The sequence below is a fragment of the Shewanella japonica genome, assembly GCF_002075795.1.
GTDB classification, from domain to species: domain Bacteria; phylum Pseudomonadota; class Gammaproteobacteria; order Enterobacterales; family Shewanellaceae; genus Shewanella; species Shewanella japonica.
This window is the reverse complement of the sequence record NZ_CP020472.1, coordinates 2,857,799-2,873,365: the sequence shown is the minus strand read 5'-3', so window position 1 is coordinate 2,873,365 and position 15,567 is coordinate 2,857,799. Positions and strand designations below refer to the sequence as shown.

14 protein-coding genes are annotated in these 15,567 nt (G+C 39.8%); 7 read left to right on the top strand and 7 right to left on the bottom strand.

The window, feature by feature from the left end; all coding sequences use genetic code 11:
* The first annotated feature begins 56 nt into the window (after positions 1-56).
* Together SJ2017_RS12280 and SJ2017_RS12275 are read left to right on the top strand one after the other, a co-directional pair.
* Complete coding sequence (locus SJ2017_RS12280; protein WP_080915951.1) at positions 57-1,265, top strand: GNAT family N-acetyltransferase; 1,209 nt, start codon at positions 57-59, stop codon at positions 1,263-1,265.
* 144 nt (positions 1,266-1,409) lie between these two features.
* Complete coding sequence (locus SJ2017_RS12275; protein WP_080915950.1) at positions 1,410-2,498, top strand: GGDEF domain-containing protein; 1,089 nt, start codon at positions 1,410-1,412, stop codon at positions 2,496-2,498.
* Positions 2,499-2,566: 68 nt separating this feature from the next.
* On the opposite strand, the gene SJ2017_RS12270 is transcribed toward SJ2017_RS12275, so the two are convergent.
* The 3 genes from SJ2017_RS12270 to sbcB form a co-directional block, all read right to left on the bottom strand.
* Positions 2,567-3,190: a LysE family translocator gene (locus SJ2017_RS12270; protein WP_080915949.1), complete on the bottom strand. Its 624-nt coding sequence runs from the start codon at positions 3,188-3,190 to the stop codon at positions 2,567-2,569.
* Between the two features lie 197 nt (positions 3,191-3,387).
* Complete coding sequence (gene cdd / locus SJ2017_RS12265) at positions 3,388-4,278, bottom strand: cytidine deaminase (protein WP_080915948.1); 891 nt, start codon at positions 4,276-4,278, stop codon at positions 3,388-3,390.
* 53 nt (positions 4,279-4,331) lie between these two features.
* On the bottom strand, positions 4,332-5,756 hold the full coding sequence (gene sbcB / locus SJ2017_RS12260) for an exodeoxyribonuclease I (RefSeq protein ID WP_080915947.1): 1,425 nt from the start codon (positions 5,754-5,756) through the stop codon (positions 4,332-4,334).
* A gap of 137 nt (positions 5,757-5,893) precedes the next feature.
* On the opposite strand from sbcB, the gene SJ2017_RS12255 reads away from it, so the two are divergent.
* The 3 genes from SJ2017_RS12255 (at position 5,894) to SJ2017_RS12245 (ending at position 8,276) form a co-directional block, all read left to right on the top strand.
* Entirely contained in the window at positions 5,894-6,874 is a 981-nt protein-coding gene (locus SJ2017_RS12255) for a hypothetical protein (protein ID WP_080915946.1), read from the top strand.
* 98 nt (positions 6,875-6,972) lie between these two features.
* Positions 6,973-7,791: a 23S rRNA (guanine(745)-N(1))-methyltransferase gene (gene rlmA / locus SJ2017_RS12250; RefSeq protein WP_080915945.1), complete on the top strand. Its 819-nt coding sequence runs from the start codon at positions 6,973-6,975 to the stop codon at positions 7,789-7,791.
* 278 nt (positions 7,792-8,069) lie between these two features.
* Positions 8,070-8,276 carry a cold-shock protein gene (locus tag SJ2017_RS12245; RefSeq protein WP_012155714.1) on the top strand — a complete coding sequence of 69 codons (207 nt, stop codon included), beginning with the start codon at positions 8,070-8,072 and terminating at the stop codon, positions 8,274-8,276.
* A 553-nt stretch (positions 8,277-8,829) separates the two neighbouring features.
* Here the strand turns inward: SJ2017_RS12245 and SJ2017_RS12240 are convergent.
* The 4 genes from SJ2017_RS12240 to SJ2017_RS12225 form a co-directional block, all read right to left on the bottom strand.
* A complete protein-coding gene (locus SJ2017_RS12240; RefSeq protein ID WP_080915944.1) occupies positions 8,830-9,732 on the bottom strand; it encodes an ABC transporter ATP-binding protein in 903 nt (300 codons plus the stop codon).
* Positions 9,729-10,562 (bottom strand): ABC transporter permease subunit, encoded by an 834-nt coding sequence (locus tag SJ2017_RS12235; RefSeq protein ID WP_080915943.1) that lies wholly within the window; start codon positions 10,560-10,562, stop codon positions 9,729-9,731. Before SJ2017_RS12235 ends, SJ2017_RS12240 begins: the two co-directional genes overlap by 4 nt.
* A 113-nt stretch (positions 10,563-10,675) precedes the next feature.
* Positions 10,676-11,335 (bottom strand): YceH family protein, encoded by a 660-nt coding sequence (locus SJ2017_RS12230; protein WP_080915942.1) that lies wholly within the window; start codon positions 11,333-11,335, stop codon positions 10,676-10,678.
* A 78-nt stretch (positions 11,336-11,413) separates the two neighbouring features.
* The gene (locus SJ2017_RS12225; RefSeq protein ID WP_065107864.1) at positions 11,414-12,247 is read right to left on the bottom strand and encodes a CvfB family protein; all 834 of its coding nucleotides are present in this window, start codon (positions 12,245-12,247) and stop codon (positions 11,414-11,416) included.
* 489 nt (positions 12,248-12,736) lie between these two features.
* Between SJ2017_RS12225 and speE the strand changes: the two genes are divergently transcribed.
* Positions 12,737-13,615 (top strand): polyamine aminopropyltransferase, encoded by an 879-nt coding sequence (gene speE / locus SJ2017_RS12220; protein WP_065107865.1) that lies wholly within the window; start codon positions 12,737-12,739, stop codon positions 13,613-13,615.
* 27 nt (positions 13,616-13,642) lie between these two features.
* Positions 13,643-15,556 (top strand): biosynthetic arginine decarboxylase, encoded by a 1,914-nt coding sequence (gene speA / locus SJ2017_RS12215; protein WP_055023330.1) that lies wholly within the window; start codon positions 13,643-13,645, stop codon positions 15,554-15,556.
* The last annotated feature ends 11 nt before the right edge of the window (positions 15,557-15,567 follow it).

The window sequence follows — 15,567 nt, the reverse complement described above, 5'->3', positions numbered from 1 at the left end:
AATGTGCCATAAGTATGATCTAATACACAATATCTAAAACGGTATTCTGAGGAAATATGTCTGAAACTGGCTTAATTAGTGATTCATTAGCAGAGGACTCAGCACTGACAGCTCTTGATGATATTCACATTAGCTTTTACGATTCAGTTGAAGCTATTGGTAGGCAAGATTGGCTGCTGATGTTTCGTGATGATAACCCTTTTACTCAGTTTGATTACTTATTGGCTCTTGAGCAAAGCCAATGTGTTTGCCCACTTACGGGTTGGACACCAAAACATATTGTGGTTCAGACAGGCGATAAGGTAGTGGCTATTTTACCTTGCTATGAGAAGACCCATTCGTGGGGAGAGTATGTGTTTGATTGGGCTTGGGCTGAAGCATATGAGAGAAACGGATTACAATACTATCCCAAATTAGTCGCGGCTATACCGTTTACTCCTGTAACAGGGCAGCGTTTCGGGATCATGGAAGGCGCCAGTAAATCAGTTAGACATCATCTTATAAGCTGTATTCTCAACTTCCTTAATCGCAGTATAGAACAGGATTTTTCGTCTTGGCACTGTTTGTTCTTACCTAAAGATGATTTTAACTTTGCCAGTCAACAGTCTATTGCAAGGCTTGCTACACAGTTTCATTGGGGTAACCGAGGTTATCAGAATTTCGATGATTATCTTAGACACTTAGTCTCACGTAAGCGTAAAACCATTGTTAAAGAACGTCGTATGGTTTCTGAGTATCATTTTGAATTTATTACAGGCGAACAAGCATCTTCAGCTCAGTGGGAACACTTTATTGAATGTTATCAGCAAACCTATTTAAGACGATCTGGTCATACAGGTTATTTATCCAGCGATTTTTTTGAGCAGCTAGCAGACACTATGGGTAATCAAATTCGCTTACTTATCATTTCTGATCCGCAGCAAACAATGGTGGCTTCGGCGTTATATTTTGTTTCTAAAACTCATTTATACGGGCGTTATTGGGGCTGCTTACAGGAGGTTGACGGTCTGCATTTTGAAGCCTGTTATTATCAAGGAATAGAGTATGCCATCAAACATGGATTAACGACTTTTGATGCAGGGGCACAAGGGGAGCATAAGGTTGCTAGAGGTTTTGAGCCTATAGAAACCTATTCGAATCACAATGTCGCACATGCCGAGTTTAGTCATGCTATTAATCACTATTGCCAGCAAGAACAACTTCACATTAAGCAGTACATGACGCAAATGAGCGCAAAACTTCCGTATAAACAAAATTCAGAATAGCATTACAACGACTTAGAGGAGTTAAGTCATCTTCATTTAACAAGCGGCAATTGAATTAGGTACTCTGTTGACTAATAATCTGGATAGAACTAAAAATATAAATTGTGCTAAAGTTTACATGTCGTTAACTTATTTGTTACCCCAATGAACTTAAAATCAATTATTAATCTGGGCACGAATCAACAGTCATTTTCATCAGCTAACCGAATAAGAACTATGAATATCATAGGGTTAATTACGGTTGCTATCTCATTTTTATATTCGCTTAACTATATTTTGTTTCTTGATAATCCTTCTGTCGGTTTTATCAACCTTGGATTTACGTTTGCGTATTTCGTCACTAATGTACTTACCGCCAAACAGCAGCCTAAAATCGCTAAAATTTGGTTTTTTAGCGTGTTGATGCTGCATCTACTTGTGTGTACCAATGTTTATGTAACTAATGCGAGTGGTTTTCACCTCTATTACTTCCTTGTGCCAACTGGGGCTTTTTTGTTATTTGAATTAAGAGAGCGACTTGAGCAGGTGACATTAAGTGCACTGGCAATGGTGTTATTTTTCTATTGCGAAAATACCGTAAACGAAGCGCCATTAATTGAACTGTCTGCTCAAGTTAACCATATGCTTTATCAATCTGTGGTATTTTTTACGATGCTGGAAGTGATTGTTGTCTTATATATTTTTGCTAAACAGATTGATAAAAACGAAAAGCAACTGACATTGCAAGCAAGTACTGACTCTTTGACACGATTGGCAAATCGACACTCCTTTTTTACCGAGGGTAAATCATTGCTCGATAAAGCTGTGGCGCATCAACTCCCATTCACTTTGGTGCTAATCGACTTAGACTTGTTTAAGACGATTAACGATAAACACGGTCATCTCGTTGGCGATAAGTGTTTAATTGAAGTGACTAAAACGATTAAAGCTTTGTGCCGTGAACAAGATTTATGTGCGCGGATTGGCGGGGAAGAATTTGTTATTGCTACGCCAAATACCCATTTGCATGATGCTAATAAAGTGGCCGAGCGAATGCGTGAACACATTGCTGAGTGTAAAATTCCGTTAACCGATTCTCAAAACCTCCAGTGCACAGCGAGCTTTGGTATCGCTGAAAAAACAGCATCTGCGAAAGAGCTTAAAGACTTACTGATGAGAGCGGATAAAGCCCTGTATATGGCGAAAGAAAACGGCAGAAACTGTGTTAAACCGTATTACGACAAAGCGGCGTAATCAATTACATTATTGGCTTATTTTTATCTATACTTCTTTCGTTTAGCGATATTCAGTGTATTTAACGTTTAGCCAAGCGCTAGCCAAAAACCGACGCCAATCATTAAACTGCCGGCAATACGGTTCATCAGTTTAATGTTATCGCCCCGAGATAAAAACATTCTTAAACTCTTACCGCCACTGGCATAAGCGAGCATTGATACGCTTTCTGTCAGCATAATAATCGCAAGTAGCCAAAACAACTGAGGTGCGACAGCTTTATCAACACTGATGAAGGGAGGTAAAAGTGAAATCATAAATGCCCAACCTTTGGGATTGGCTATTGCTGTGACAAACCCTTGGGAAACTAGCGCAATATTACTAATCGATTTGTCTGTTTGCTGCCCCTCAATGATGGCCATTTTGCCTTTCGAACGCCACATATTAACGCCAATATACGCAAGATAAGCGCCGCCAAGCCATTTTAAAATGGCAAAGGCATCTGGGTAATTGAGCATGACGCTGGCAACGCCCATAACCGCAGCAATAGCAACTAAAGCAACACCCACTAATTCACCTGCCATCATCCACAGTGTTCTTCTAACACCAATACTCATGCCGAGTGTCATTGCTAATGTCATACACATTCCTGGCGTAATAGAAACAAAAAAGAATGTTGGAATAAATACAGCAAGTATTGCTAAATCAGGCATGGGCTAGAGTTCTTAAATCAATTCTTATATGAGAAGAGCAAGAGTGTAAGGCTTTACAGGTTTTGTGCAAACAAAAAAGTTAATACGTGCCTTCGAGGTACTAAATAATGATTGGTAACAAAAAGCCTTTCTTAATATCAAAACTAAGAAAGGCTAATTCAGTGTAATTTCAATTAACGTGCAGCAAAATGAGCTGGCTAGCTTGGGTCTACAACGATATGCTCAAGCTCAATTGCGGCAACAGCTTGCAGTGTATCCATAGTGGCATTAGCTAAACTGATTTTACCGGCAGATGATTCTATCAATACCACTCGATTAATATCGCTGCAGTCTCTGTTGTGGCGAATTAAGTTTGATAACGCCATTTGCATTGGCATCATTGACGGATTAAATGCCGCGTTTTCTGCGTACCGGCCGCAGTATGTTTTACCGTCTTTTGTTTCAATAACCACCGCTGCGTAGTTTTGCGTATAGGGGGCATAACTTAAACCAGCTTGGTCGACAGCTTCGATGATCATTGGGTCGTCTGACTGTAAACTAAATTCGATATGACTTTTTGATAACAATGGCTTAGTGACTTGTAGGTCTTTTGGCCCAAATGCATATGGTAGGTAGTGTGCTAATTGCTGTGGCTGCTGACCTGGTAAGTGGATGTTAATATCGATACCGCTGACTAATTCATTGATGAACTGACGACAATGGCCACAAGGACTGAAGTTGACGACGATATCAATAATTTTTTGTTCGCCGTTTAGCCAGGCGTGGCTGATTGCACTTTGTTCGGCATGTACCGTGTGAAATAGCGCTTCAGAAGATAATTCAAAATTAGCCCCCATGTATATGTCGCCGCTTTCAGCTTTAGCGATTGCACCAACATAAAACTCGCTGATGCTTGGTTTGGCAAGTGCTGCAGCGATTGGCAGTAAACTTAATAGAAGTTCTTCTTCTGTCATTTGACTGATGTTGACAAGTTCCGTCAGTTGATTCGCATCGATGTGCCCACAAAAATCATCATTAAGTAATGGGATAAGCGCTGTTGCCAGTGGTTTGGGCAGTTGGGTGATGCTATCAATGAAACGATTTTGCATGACCAATTCCTTTTATTAATACAATAAGTACAAAGTAAGTTAATGATAAAAGCTTAAAGAGATTGCAGATATAAACATAGGGCTTTTAATAACTTTTGTTTGTGTTCATTCTCGCTGGTTTCTTCTAATAAGTTTTCGAGGTTTATCACATAATCAGCATCAGAAAGGCGTTGCTGACAGAACTCTCGCCATTGCATTGATTCATCATGGCTCAATGTTTCAGGGTAATTACGGGCTCGATAACGAAACAACATTTGACTGAGCCTAGGATCGTCAAAGTCGAGATTAAGAGCGGCGAGGTTTTCGGCTTTGGTATTGCGGATCATTTCCATTTTGGCTTTATCGGCGTGACTAAAAAAGCCTCCGCTATAGAGCATTAAATCAGGATCGGTAACAGCAGGGTGATCATTTACATCAAACACCGCTTGCATTTTATCGCGAAGCTCAGGGTGTTGTTTGAATAATTTATATTGGCTGCGGGCAAAGTCCATATCAAATTGATGCCTTTGTGCTACGGCTTCTGATAGTAGTTTAGGAGTACCAATAAACGGACACTTGTTTAAATGTATTTGCTTTAGTGGAATTGGCAGCTCATCTGGGGCTAATTCATTTCGAGGTGTATACATACGTTCGACGATTTCTGCCACAGTTAAGTCAATGAGCGGGCTTAAATCCATTGCCAAATTAATGCAAATCATCGCGTTCTTGTTCGTTGGATGAGGTGCTACAGGCGCAATTAAAGTGACGCAACCATTGGCAGCGCTAATCTTTGAACTCACATGAACTAGCGGCTGCATGAAGTCGCCTTGGATTAATTCTGCGACTTTTTTCTTATTTCGAAGCTCAAAATAGTAATCGTATAATTTAGGCTGCTTTTCTTTGATGAGTTTCGCAATTGCAATCGTTGCATAGACATCGCTCATAGCATCATGAGCTTGTTCATGGCTCAATCCATTAGCTTGGGTTAAATGCTCTAATTTAAAACTAGGTGATCCATCTTCTTTAAGCGGCCAATTAATCCCTTCTGGACGGAATGCATAACAGGCTCTAACTAAATCGATAATGTCCCAGCGTGAGTTACCGTTTTGCCACTCACGTGCATAAGGGTCTATAAAATTGCGATAAAAACCATAACGGCTGACTTCATCATCAAATCGTAATGAGTTATACCCAACAACACAGGTATTTGGTTGAGTGAAAATGGCATTAATGCGCCCCATAAACTCAGTTTCAACCATGCCTTTTTGATTCGCAAGCTGTGGCGTTATCCCTGTGACAAGAATCGCTTCAGGTGAGGGCAGGTAGTCTGTTGATTGCTTGCAATAAAAGTTTTCTGGCTCACCAATGATATTGAGATCTAAATCAGTTCGAATGCCTGCAAACTGAGACGGTCGGTCTTTTGCTGGACTCACCCCAAATGTTTCATAATCGTGCCAAAAAGGGTAGGTTGAAAAGCGCTTGCCATAATATAGAGTTATCCTATTTTTCGATTACAAATATCTTAACACTGTTAATTACTAATGTTTACAGGGGGCGTTAGTGATTGAACGCTTTTTAAGTAGGTGACGTAAGTCCGTTTGATGGTTACAATTTATATAACGTCATCGGAGTCTTTATGTACAACCATCTATTCAGCCAACCAATACAATATGAAATAAAGCCAAATCAATCTCTTTTGGTCTCTTTGGCTGATGATGTCAGTGATTTTGTGTTACTTCCTGCGCTGAGTCAGCCTTTGGCAGAAATTATTATTAGTGAGTTACCCTCTCATACAAATGAGCAGGGAGCTAGCATCATTCTCACTTGCCAGCCTTTTTTTACTGTCAGTCGTGTTGAAAGCTTGAATGACAAAGATACTCATGGCCAAGACAGACTTGATAAAGAGAAACTTGATCAAGGGAAAGTAAATAAAGCGAGCGAGGCAACAGCGTCAGCAGGTTATTCGCTAAATTCTGTTCCTGACACAAGCCCCAGCTCTGGCACTATTTCTCATCAATGTCACGTCAGTAAACATCTCGGTAAAGTTACAAGAGCATTAGGTCAAGGTTGCCGCTTGTATGCCAGAGTCGGTATCGCGCCACGAATATCTGCCGCCATGCTAAGAAAAGGCGTTACATTAACGTTTTCTTTTATTCATTCTGATGAAGGAGTCGTCATTGAATATGAACAATCGGTGTGTGAAGCGATTACACTAGAGAAAGATTTACGCCTTAATCAAGAACCCAAAGAATTGATCATGGCTAAAGCGATTTTAGCGAGAAACTTTGATTATGAAGAACCTCCAGCAACTATCGCTTTGAATATTAGTGAAATTGAACAAGTACGTGCTGATATTAGCCACTATTTATCTGAAGAAAGAAATAAAGTTCACGCCATTATCGCAGCGCAATTGTTAAAGCTTGATAATCTACTTAATCATAAACAACAATGGCTGTTACGGACGTATAGTCAATCACAGCAGCGAACTAATTACGCATCAGCAGCAAATGAATTGTCCAAAGATGTTGAAGATTTACAACGTAAATTAGAGTGTTTTGCGTTACTTGCTCCTGCGGATGTGAGTTTGATGGTTGATAAGTTAACCGAAGATAACTGACTTTTGGGTGCTCATTGCGTACCATTGTCATTTTTAGTGTCATGTTAAACGTTGCTCTTGTTGAGTAACCGTTATTTCAATTCCTTGTTGAGTAAAAAATGCAATATATTTGTCCTTTGTGCCGCACGGTGCTTACCCTAAATGCCAAATCATGGTCTTGTGAAAACCGTCATCAATTTGATTGTGCAAAAGAAGGTTATGTTAATTTATTGCCTGTACAGAAAAAGAACTCAAAAGACCCTGGCGACAATAAAACGATGATGTTTGCCCGTCGTGAGTTTTTAAATAAAGGCTACTACCAAAAACTAAGTGATAGGGTAAATGAGCTTGCGATTGAATACGCAGCTAATGCTGAAAATATATTAGATATAGGTTGTGGAGAAGGGTACTACAGTCATCGGCTATTTGAAGCCATGGCGCACACAAGGGAAGTAGATTGTGTACTGCAAGGGCTGGATATTTCTAAGTCTGCAATTAAGTATGCCGCCAAACGCTACCCTGATTTACATTTTTGTGTAGCCAGTGCCTATGAAATGCCTTTTGAAGACGGGTTATTTGATTTAGCTATGAGAATTTATGCGCCTTCTAAACTGGATGAGTTACAAAGAGTGATCAAAAAAGGCGGCATTTTAATTACGGTTTCGCCTGGTCCTATGCACCATTTCGCGATGAAAAAAATCATCTACAGTGAACCTAAACCCCATGATGAGCCAAAAGCTGAGCTTGAAGGTTTTACTTGTCTGCATAACGAAAGGCTTTGCTATCAATTGGATTTATCAGACACTGTTGATATTGAACATTTTTTAAACATGACCCCTTATGCTTGGAAGTTGACGCAAGAACAAAAGACCCAAATTGCAGATCAAGGACTTAGGTGTGAGTTAGACTTTAGTATTGAAATTCATCAACGTAATTGATTTGTCATTTAAATTTGCTATTTTACTTTTTGAATCTGATATTTAGTTGGAAACAGCTATCGAATTCATGAATTTTGGGCATGGTAATAACTAATTGAATTAAAATGCTGATGTTAGTTGACATACCCGCAAAAAGGTTCATAATCTATCGGGCTTGAAGGTTGGGCTTAGTTTATGTGTTTCAATACGACCAGTTTCGTCCTGTGAACATAAGTAAAACCGGCATTTTCAGCTCTACCGCCGTTAAGGCTTTAATTTATATATACAGGATTTATATCATGTCTCAAGTTACTGGTGTTGTTAAGTGGTTCAACTCTGACAAAGGTTTCGGATTTATCGAGCAAGAGTCTGGCCCAGACGTATTCGTTCACTTCCGTGCTATCAACTCAGACGGTTTCAAAACTCTTGACGAAGGTCAAAAAGTTCAGTTCACTGTTACTCAAGGTCAAAAAGGCCCACAAGCTGAGAACGTAACTGTAGTTTAATTATTCCTAGCTTCGGCTAGTATAATTAAATAAAACTGTAGTCTATGACTGCAGTTTTTTTTGCCTGAAAAAAATATAACGGGTCATCTTCATCAGGCTTTTTGTCGCTAGACCTTTTATTAATTTATCGATGACTTTAAAAGCATTGTTATAAACTCCTTAATACTCTTCCTATCCGTCTTTAGCAGCATTGATATAACACAGGCTATCGCATTCTATTATACGCCGTTCATCATTGTTTATGAGTCTATGTGGCCTTGTATGGCCAGTATTTAAGTTAGCTAACGCCTTTGGTCATGTTACTTGGCTAACACCGCCAAAAGCTGAGCTTATGATGCAAGTTTTGTTGCTGATTGTTGTACTGTAATCATTGTCAGTTCAGTTATTAGTCGCGTTTCAGAATTAGCGTTTCGGCCGTTATTAGTGTTTACCCAGTGTTGCCGTGTAGGTGACACAAAAAAGCCCAGTAGTGATTACCAGGCTTTTTAAATATGAATGGTCATAAACAGTCATTGTGCTTATTGGCTCTAAAACAACAAGCTGACTAGTTAATTTAACTTGAGAATAAGGTTTCCTCTAAGCTTCTTCCTTTCATCATGGCCTTATATTGCCAGTTGTTGTCAACAAATAGAGCCCAAAGTGAAATTTCAAGGCCTAAACTCGTATCAATATGATGCTCAATGATAAGTTGCTCATCATTATTCATTTTGACATTAAGAATATTGGGTAACGCTCTGACCTTATCAGCCAATTGCTCAATGTCAGCGTTTAGCATCGTAAGGGTTAAGAAGGCGGTTTCTGCATCCGCTTTCATAGAAACCGATTGTTGAAGCTCTCCTTGTTCGAGGTACAACACTTGATCACATAATTTTTCAAGTTCTTCAAGGTTATGAGAACTGATGACAAAGGTCGTTTTAGGTGATAAATCCTTAACGATTTGGCGGATTTTTTTGGCATTAGCGGGATCTAAGCCAGCAGTAGGCTCATCCAGTAAAACTAACTTCGGGGAGCCAATTAATGCTTGGGCGATTGACACACGTTTACTCATACCATGGCTTAAGCTTTTTGGTAGCATTAAAGCGGCAGATGACAAATCAACAAGCTCTAAGACTCTCAACGCTTCTTGCTTGGCGTCTTGACGAGTAAATCCCTGTAACTTCGCGAAAAAGGTGAGCTGCGATACGACGGTAAAATTCGGGTCTAATGCGGCATCTTGTGGCAAGGCGGATACCAGGTTTTGTAACTGCGGGCTACCCGGTTTTTCACCTAAAATCGTTATCTTGCCTTCAGATGGGTGAAGGTAACCACAAAGTAAGCTAAATAGCGTTGTTTTACCTGCTCCATTCGGGCCGACTAGCGCAATTGGTGCTCCGGTGTCTAAGGACAAGTTAATCTTGTTTAGCGCCGTTTTCGTGCCGTATTGTTTGCTGACACCTTCACATGTAATTAGCTTCATAATGCACTCCGTTGCATGTAAATACGCCCAGCAATAAGAATTGCGACAGCTTGAATAAGAGGTATTGGTGCGTACATTAATGATTGCAAACCTTGAGTATCAATCATGAGAGATAGCTGAGAGCCTGGGATTGCCCAGCTTAAGAAAGACAAGGCTGGTAATTGGCTATTAATAATTGCGATCAGAATAAAGCTGACAAGGCCTAAAATAATAGCGTAGATACTAGCTTGTCTTGCGCTACTGGCATACCAAGACAAAACGGCCATAACGGCTGTATAGGGTAGCAGAGCAATAAAGACATTGATAAATACTGACACTGCGCTGACTAAAGCGTCCATAAATAAGCCTGTATCACGGCTGAGAACCAATACTATCGTCGCTAGAATGGTAAGTAATAGCAAACAGCTTTGGATTAGCATTTGTCCAAGAAATCGGCCAAAGAAGATACTGTCACGACTGACACGTAAACTTAAAAAACGGAATGAGCCACGCTGCTTATCTGAACTGAATTGATCGGCACTAATGAAAATACTGAACATTGGAAAGACATATAAGGCAATACACCAAAACACAGCAAACTCAGCGACTTTCCAACTAAATAATTGATTAAGTGCATCTGGGCCATAAATATGTTGCACCAGTTCTTTAAAACCAGGCTCTAGCATATAAACTGAGGCGCTTTGAACTGGGTATAATAATATTATCGTCCAAAGTAATGAAAAAGCGATAAGCGCTGCAATACCTTTGGTATTGGTAAATCGTTTGCTAACTTCATAACTGGCAATTAGCCAGGTTTGACGCAAAGACGATGAACTGGGTGTTGAGTCCATTTACACATTTCCTTGAGAAAGAGATAAAAGAAAAGCCATCATACGCTATGGCTCATGCTTTAGAGATTAATTATTGTTAAGCCAATGTTACTTTGTACTTTTTACTCATTAGCTTAATCAAGTAGTTGTTCAAGTTCGGATAAGCGCTTTGTCAAATCGGCGACCTGTTCTTCTAAAGAGGTTACTCGCTCTTGCAGTATTTGGTTCGTAGACGTTTTTGCTGCTGGCGCTGTGTTGACTTCAAATTGCGTTGTCCCTTGCTCTAGATAATGCTTATCAGAGAAGAGTTGAGCATAGCGGCTATCTCGGCGATTGGCTTCACGAGGAAGTTGCACAACTAAAGGCTCATCTCGTGAGGCTAAAGAGTGAAGGGCGCTTTCAACTTGTTGTGGGCTCTCAAAATCAAATAGTCGATTACAACGTGTTTTGAGCTCCCCTGGCGTTTGTGGGCCACGTAGCAATAACACGATGATGACAGCTAATTGTTCTGCAGAAAACTGTAAGTCACTAAATTCAGTATTACAAAAGCGATGCTTATATTTAACGACTCTACTGCCAAAGCCTGTTTGTTCACTGATAAGACGTTTTTTAGTGAGGCTATCGATGATGTCTTGAGTTTCTTGCTCTGACAAGCTCATTACAGGTTCACGGCTACTTTTTTGATTGCATGCCATGGTCAAACTATTGATTGAAAGCGGGTACTGTTCTGGGGTAGTAATTTCTTTTTCTAATAAACAGCCGATGACTCGGGCTTCTTGATTGCTAAGTTCCATAAATTACTCCAAATAAAAAAGCATGGTTTGTTATAACAGAACCATGCTTTTTATCAAATAATTCAGCAGTGTTGCAGACTATTTGAGCAATCTGATGCCGTCATCCTCGATACTGATTTGGCCTGCTTTAAATAAACCGCCGATACTGCGCTTGAATGCTTTTTTACTCATAGCCATCTGATCATAAATAATCGCTGAATCGGTTTTGTCATTGAGCGGTAAAAAACCACCTGCGCGATGCAATTTATTAATAATCGTTTCAGCATTTCTATCAAGGTTTTGCTTATCAGCTTTTTGTAAAATTAAATCAACTTTGCCATCAGCACGTACTTGTTTGATATAACCTTTGATAGATTGACCAAAACTTAGACGTTGGAATACTTCATTTTGAAATAACACGCCCCAATGAGCGTTATTAATGATGGCTTTGAAACCTAAATCGGTGGTGCCACCAATAATAAGGTCGACTTGTTGACCAACGGTGTATTCAGCCGGGGTTTTATCTAAAAACTTATCCACTTTAGACGACGCCATAATACGTTCATCAACATGATTGGCATGGACATACACTAAATAAGATTTACCTTCTTCTATGCTACGGTGCTGTTCACCAAAAGGCAGAAGTAAATCTTTTTCTAGTCCCCAATCCAAAAAGGCACCATAAGGTCCTGTTGCAATTGCTTCTAGGTAAGCAAATTCGCCTACTTGAGCATAAGGTTTCTGGGTTGTTGCAATAACAATGTCTTCAGAATCTAGATACAGAAAGACATCTACCATGTCGCCGACTTGACAGTCTTTAGGCACAAATTTGTTTGGTAGTAATACTTGTCCTAACTCTTGGGCATTAACATATACACCAAAACTAACTTGCTTAACGACTTCTAAAGAATAACGCTTTCCGATTTGTATCATTGTTGACTCTATTTGACTTAAAGATAATGTAAAAACACGCTAATTATATACTCAATATGCAAGGCATGTAACTTGGGTTAGCCAACTAAACAAATATAATCAGTAACAGGCGTGCAATTCGTTAAATAAATGCAGTTGATCATAAAGAAAAAAGATTGCGAAATGACTGGTTTTTAACAAAAAAAACATATGTCAAAGCGATGATAGAAATATTGAATTAAATTTATACTAAAATAGGTTTTTCTTACTTGCATTATAATGGTTTGCAGGGTTTAATTGCGCCGCTTTTTTGTTTGAGCTCAATGAGTGTTTTAGAGTTTGAAAAAGTCGGGTTTAGCTTGACGGATTAACTGTTATGGCTACCAAAGAATCGAACCTCATGGATAGAGACTCAATCACCACCGTGGCTGAATTGAGTCGACATTGTTATTTTTACTTAAATCTACGTTGTTAATGTCTGGATATTAGCGACAACGTTGGACAATATACATGCTAAACAAATCAAATATTTATTACGAAACATTACATCCGGCTTATGGCCAATACTTTGAAGTTGAACACGTTCTTTTTGAACAGAAAACGGAACAGTGGCATTTAAGTATTTTTGAAAATAAACACTTTGGCCGTGTAATGGCGTTAAACGGTGCAATTCAGACTACCGAAAAAGACGAATTTGTTTACCATGAAATGATGACTCATGTGCCTATTATTGCTCATGGTGATGCTAAAAAGGTGTTGATTATTGGTGGCGGCGATGGTGGTATGCTGCGCCAAGTACTGAAGCATAAACACGTTGAGCAGGTTACTATGGTAGAAATCGATGCTAACGTAGTCGAAATGTGTAAAACCTATTTCCCACAACATTCTCAGGGCGCATTTGATGACGATCGAGTATCGTTAGTGATTGATGATGGAATGCATTTTATCGAGCAATGTCAGCAGCAATTTGATGTAATTATTTCAGATTGCACCGATCCTATTGGCCCTGGCGAAGTATTATTTAGCTCTGCATTTTATGAAAACTGTAAAAGATGCCTCACTGAAAAAGGGATTTTTGTTGCTCAAAATGGGGTTGCATTTATGCAACCAGAAGAATTACAAGACACTGTAAGGCGGTTAAGTCCTTATGTAAAAGATTGCTGGTTTTACAATGCTGCCGTACCTACTTATATTGGTGGCACAATGGCGTTTGCTTGGGCAACTGATGATGTATCGGCCAGAGAACTTGACTTGACTAGCCTCAAGCAACGTTTTGAAAAGGCGAATATTAGCACTCAGTATTATACGCCAGCTCTACACATGGCGAGCTTTGCTTTGCCCGCTTTTGTTGAAACTGCAGTGAAGTCCGCACAGTCGGTAACTGCATAATCTGCTTGAATAGACGGAATGGATAATATGAAAGATTGGTCTATCGAAAATGCTCGTGCAAGTTATAACGTGACACATTGGAGTCAACAGTATTTTGGTATTGATGATAGTGGCGAGGTGACAGTAACCCCTGATCCGAATAAACCAGAATGCACTATCGGATTAAATGAGCTGGCTAAAGATATGGTTAAAGCTGGGGTTGCTTTACCGGTTTTAGTGCGTTTCCCACAAATTTTACATCGCAGAGTTGAAAACTTATGTGATGCCTTTAATGCGGCGATTCAAAAATACGAGTATCAAAATGATTACTTGTTAGTGTATCCGATTAAAGTAAACCAACAGCAAACCGTTGTTGAAGAGATTTTGGCTAGCCAAAAGTCAAAGGAAGTGCCACAACTAGGGCTGGAAGCAGGTAGTAAGCCTGAGTTAATGGCCGTACTTGCTATGGCGCAAAAAGCCAGCTCAGTTATCGTTTGTAACGGTTACAAAGATAAAGAGTATGTGCGTTTAGCACTCATCGGTGAAAAGCTTGGTCATAAAGTTTACATCGTCATCGAGAAAATCTCTGAGCTAAAGTTGATTCTTGAAGAATCTAAAAATTTGGGGGTGACGCCAAGACTGGGTATCCGCACTAGACTTGCTTTTCAAGGCAAAGGTAAGTGGCAAGCCAGCGGTGGAGAAAAATCAAAGTTTGGTTTATCTGCAGCGCAAGTGCTTAAGGTGCTTAATGAATTAGAAGAGCTCAATATGATGAGTTCGCTGCAATTAATTCATTTCCACTTGGGTTCGCAAATCGCCAATATTAGAGATATTCGCCAAGGTGTAAGTGAAGCTGGCCGCTTTTACTGTGAGTTGCGTAAAATGGGCGCACTTATCGATACCTTTGATGTGGGCGGCGGCTTAGCTGTAGATTATGACGGTACTCGAAGTCAAAGTAATAACTCGATGAATTATGGTTTGACTGAATACGCCAATAATATCGTCAATGTGTTAACTGATATTTGTAATGAATATGAGCAGCCAATGCCACGTATTATTTCTGAGTCGGGTCGTCACTTAACAGCGCATCACGCGGTGTTAATCACTGACGTTATTGGCACTGAATCATACAAGCCTGAGGACATTCAACCGCCCGAGGAAGATGCGCCGCAGCTACTTCATAATATGTGGATGTCTTGGACTGATATGAGTGAGCGTCCTGATAATCGGGCTATTATTGAGATTTATCATGATACTCAAAGCGATATTGCTGAAGCGCACTCGTTATTTTCTGTCGGGCAACTGACATTAATGCAACGTGCTTGGGCTGAGCAAACTAACTTGCGTGTTTGTCATGCTCTTAAGAGTTTGTTGAGTAATAATAACCGTTATCACAGACCCATTATTGATGAGTTGAATGAAAAGTTAGCGGATAAGTTCTTTGTTAACTTCTCTTTATTTCAATCTATTCCCGATGCATGGGGGATTGATCAAGTATTCCCTGTTCTGCCATTGAGCGGACTTGATAAGCCACCAGAAAGACGGGCTGTGATGTTAGATATTACCTGTGACTCGGATGGTATTGTTGATCAATATGTAGACGGTCAAGGTATTGAGACTACGTTACCTGTTCCTGCTTGGACACCTGAAAGCCCTTATTTGATCGGCTTTTTCATGGTTGGTGCTTATCAAGAGATTTTAGGTGATATGCACAATTTATTTGGTGATACCAACTCTGCTGTCGTTAGGGTTGAAGAAAGCGGTATTCCAAATATTGAGTCTGTTCTTGCTGGTGATACAGTTGCTGATGTACTTCGCTATGTGAATTTAGACGCCGTTGCGTTTATGCGAACTTATGAAGAATTGGTCAATCAGCATATTGCTGAGGATGAAAGAACATCAATACTAGAAGAGTTACAGTTAGGTCTTAAAGGTTATACCTATTTAGAAGATTTTTCGTAATACGAGTACCC

Coding starts and splice junctions, on each gene's coding strand:
- SJ2017_RS12280 (WP_080915951.1), top strand. CDS start 57: ATGTCTGAAACTGGCTTAATTAGTGATTCATTAGCAGAGGACTCAGCA.
- SJ2017_RS12275 (WP_080915950.1), top strand. CDS start 1,410: ATGAACTTAAAATCAATTATTAATCTGGGCACGAATCAACAGTCATTT.
- SJ2017_RS12270 (WP_080915949.1), bottom strand. CDS start 3,190: ATGCCTGATTTAGCAATACTTGCTGTATTTATTCCAACATTCTTTTTT.
- cdd (WP_080915948.1), bottom strand. CDS start 4,278: ATGCAAAATCGTTTCATTGATAGCATCACCCAACTGCCCAAACCACTG.
- SJ2017_RS12255 (WP_080915946.1), top strand. CDS start 5,894: ATGTACAACCATCTATTCAGCCAACCAATACAATATGAAATAAAGCCA.
- rlmA (WP_080915945.1), top strand. CDS start 6,973: ATGCAATATATTTGTCCTTTGTGCCGCACGGTGCTTACCCTAAATGCC.
- SJ2017_RS12245 (WP_012155714.1), top strand. CDS start 8,070: ATGTCTCAAGTTACTGGTGTTGTTAAGTGGTTCAACTCTGACAAAGGT.
- SJ2017_RS12240 (WP_080915944.1), bottom strand. CDS start 9,732: ATGAAGCTAATTACATGTGAAGGTGTCAGCAAACAATACGGCACGAAA.
- SJ2017_RS12235 (WP_080915943.1), bottom strand. CDS start 10,562: ATGGACTCAACACCCAGTTCATCGTCTTTGCGTCAAACCTGGCTAATT.
- SJ2017_RS12230 (WP_080915942.1), bottom strand. CDS start 11,335: ATGGAACTTAGCAATCAAGAAGCCCGAGTCATCGGCTGTTTATTAGAA.
- SJ2017_RS12225 (WP_065107864.1), bottom strand. CDS start 12,247: ATGATACAAATCGGAAAGCGTTATTCTTTAGAAGTCGTTAAGCAAGTT.
- speE (WP_065107865.1), top strand. CDS start 12,737: ATGCTAAACAAATCAAATATTTATTACGAAACATTACATCCGGCTTAT.
- speA (WP_055023330.1), top strand. CDS start 13,643: ATGAAAGATTGGTCTATCGAAAATGCTCGTGCAAGTTATAACGTGACA.